Genomic DNA, 3420 nt, shown 5'->3' on the forward strand with positions numbered 1-3420 from the left:
CCGTTTTCTGCTGTGGTATCTGTATAACTTGTACCTTCCACGTTTTTCGCCAATGTTACCCATTTTCCACTCTCTGTTTTTCTATATACCTGATATTTTTTTGCATCTGAAACTGCCTTCCATTTTATCTGTACACCAATAGCTGTATTTGCAAATTCATCTAACTCTACATTGTCCAAGGTCATATTCATATTCCACTGTGCATACAAAACAATATCACTCTTCGGATTTAAAATCTCGTCTCCCGGCTTATAGCTTGTTCCACTTCCATCCTCTTTTGTATTCCAATCAGCAAAACTATATCCCGCTCTCGTATAAGTACATTCTTCCACAACTGCGGCTATATTTACCAGATATGTTTTTCTGATACTATCTCCAGAGCCTCCATTCGGATTATACTTGATAGTATATACATTTCCATCACTTGTCACGCCGCAATAATGCTGCATATTTTCTTCTATATCTGACACTGCCTGATAACCGGTCGTCACATTTTGCACTTTATTATTACTGTCAATGTAAGCAATCACAGGAAAATAGATCTGAGTTACTGAGGAATTCATATGAACATAACTCCACATCTGGCTCTGGGCTGTTGAAGAATTCTCTGCGTTTTTATATACAAAACATATATCATCATTTCCATATGTGTTTTTAAACGCTGTGACCTCATCTGAAGAAGTCGTGTTAACCGCAACTGCTACGATATCTGCACCGGTATATGTATTCTTTGAGAGTCCCTGAATGGTTGCCTGTGAATAACCACATTGTGTACTGAAATAAATCATAATCTTTGGTTTTGAGGACGAAGCAGTTGTAACCGTTGTACCACCAAGTGCCACATTATCGTATTGTGGATTATCACAATTCAATGGGGCATTGAAAGTTTTTTCATAATATGAATTTAGAGCCATCGGATATGCATCATTAAATGCTTCTGTCGTATATTCTGCGCTCCTTGTATGATCGGCAGAAAAATCTTTTTCACTCTTCAACAGATAATGGTCGAGTATCTGTGAATCCTGACCATCCCATGTAGTATCAACATTGTAATAAACATCACCTACTCTTACAATATTCCATGCATGTGAACCACCATTTGCAGTTCCTGAAATAATTCTAACAGACAATCCAGCCTCTTTACACATCCGGTAAAAAAGCACTGCATATCCATTACAGACTGCTTTTCCATTGCATAATGCACCATATGCCGTGTATTTTACCGTATTGGTACTGTCACTTAATCCATCATAATCATAATCCACATGATCACAGATATAATTATGAATGGCAATTACCTTCTCCTCATCTGTTTTTTCATCCACATTCAATGATTTCAGCGCACTTTTAACGGCATTTGTCAGTTTCTCCTCCTGCTCAGCCGTCGAAAAATAATTCATATAATATGTATAAGTTACTCTTGCTGTATAGCCCCTCGTACTGATGTTGTACCCGACTCCGCCATATTTAAGAGCATCCCCTTCCTGCCCTGAACAGGATTCCGTATATTCTTCTGCAGACGTCATTGCATTGACCGGTCCAACCTTATTATCAATCTCAACCGGTACACTGACCGTTATCTGACTATTTCTTGCCACAAGCTGTTCTTTCAGATACTGATATAACGCCTCTTCTGTGTCAAGTTGTACCACATCTTCTGAAAGGACAGACGCATCTTCTACTTTTGTCTGTGGTAACGTCTCTCCATCTGCTAAAATCACATATGGACTTATCTCATACTCCAAACGTTCCTCTTGGTTATAATCCCATCCTGTTTCAATATCCTTTGCTTTAACTATCACATGTGTAAAAAGAAGAAAAGCTATAACAAAAACAAAAAATTTACAAATATTTTTTTCTTTGACCCATATTAAAATCTCCTTATAAAGATAGGTAGTGTCAAAAACTACCTGTTTTTTATTGTTCTAAATCCTTTAAAACCTTGAATTTTGGAGGTTTGCAAATAAAAAGAGCATTTACCTCCTTTTTTTTGTATAATGTCTATCGCCAAACAAACCTTATACAAAAGGAGTCAATGCTCATGGACATTATACTTTATTTACTTAACATTATTCAATACCAACAGAAACAAATCCGCTGGCTTTTTAACTTTATCTGCAGATATATTCCTCTTAAGCAGTGGTCTTTTGACGATTCTCATTCTCCCAAATATCAAAAATTCAAGATTGATAAACTCCCAAAGATTATCCATTACGAAAAATGGGATTACTTGGACTACATTCCTTACCTTGAATGGAAGTACGGCAAGAAAATAAAGCCTGTTAATCGTCGCAAGGATTGTGATATTTCTAATGACTGCACATGTCCTCGCTGCAATGCTCCCTAGCCTTATCTCTACAAGAACAATGGTAAAAAAGGACAAATTCTGTGCAAAGTCTGCTCCACTGCATTCTCTCCGGAAGAAAATCGTTTTTCAAAGTCCTACTCCCTCAAATGCCCGCACTGCAATCATTCGCTGGCTCACAAGAAAGACCGCAAACACTTTGTTGTCCACAAATGCGTGAATCCCAAATGTCCTTATTATCTTCACAACCTTAAAAAGGTTGATAAGAAAGACTTGGCAGAAGACTATGGAAAAAACAAATATAAACTCCACTACATCTATCGTGAATTCCAGATAGATTTCTTTCGCATGGACTTAAATAGTCTGCCTAAAAATGCATCTTCTTTGAAATTTACCAGACACGATCAGAATGTCATGTCTCTCTGTCTTACCTACAAAGTAAATCTCGGATTATCGCTCCGTAAAACAGCTCAGGCTTTAAAAGACATCCATGGCATCAGCATCTCACATCAACAGGTTGCCAACTACTGTAAAACCGCCTCGATCTGCATAAAACCTTTCGTAGATAATTACGATTACGGAACCGGCAAAGTATTTACTGCTGATGAAACATACATCAAAATCCGTGGCGTCAAAACCTACATTTGGTTTATCATGGACGCTGCCAAACGTTCTATCATCGGTTACCAGGTATCTGATAATCGTGGCGTAGGTCCCTGCATTCTTGCAATGCGGATGGCATTTCGGCATCTAAAAGAACTCCCTAAAAACTTTAAATTCATTGCAGACGGCTACAGTGCATATCCCCTTGCCGCCCAGCAGTTCTTCCATGAATTCGGTGATAAGTTTAAGTTTGAAATCACACAAGTAATCGGACTCACCAATGACGATGAGGTTTCTAAAGAATTAAGGCCTTACAAGCAGATGATTGAACGCTTAAACCATACATACAAAGCTTCCTATCGTAAAACCAACGGCTTTGATAACATTGATGGAGCCAACTATGATCTCGCCCTCTGGGTTGCTTATTACAACTTCCTAAGACCACACAAACACAACAACTATAAAGTCTTAAATGAAGTCGAAATGCTGTCTCAGGCTGACACGATGCTTGG

Annotated in this window: 1 protein-coding gene and 1 pseudogene; one reads left to right on the forward strand and one right to left on the reverse strand. The window is 38.2% G+C overall.

What is annotated here, in order from left to right; all coding sequences use genetic code 11:
* The coding region (locus ROSEINA2194_RS19505) for a transglutaminase domain-containing protein (RefSeq protein WP_217284406.1) at positions 1 to 1745 on the reverse strand (1745 nt) is incomplete at its 3' end.
* Positions 1746 to 2041: 296 nt separating this feature from the next.
* Between ROSEINA2194_RS19505 and ROSEINA2194_RS23395 the strand changes: the two are divergent.
* Positions 2042 to 3420: pseudogene (locus tag ROSEINA2194_RS23395) on the forward strand (IS6 family transposase); the annotation flags it as partial.

It is taken from the genome of Roseburia inulinivorans DSM 16841, assembly GCF_000174195.1.
GTDB classification, from domain to species: Bacteria; Bacillota; Clostridia; order Lachnospirales; family Lachnospiraceae; genus Roseburia; species Roseburia inulinivorans.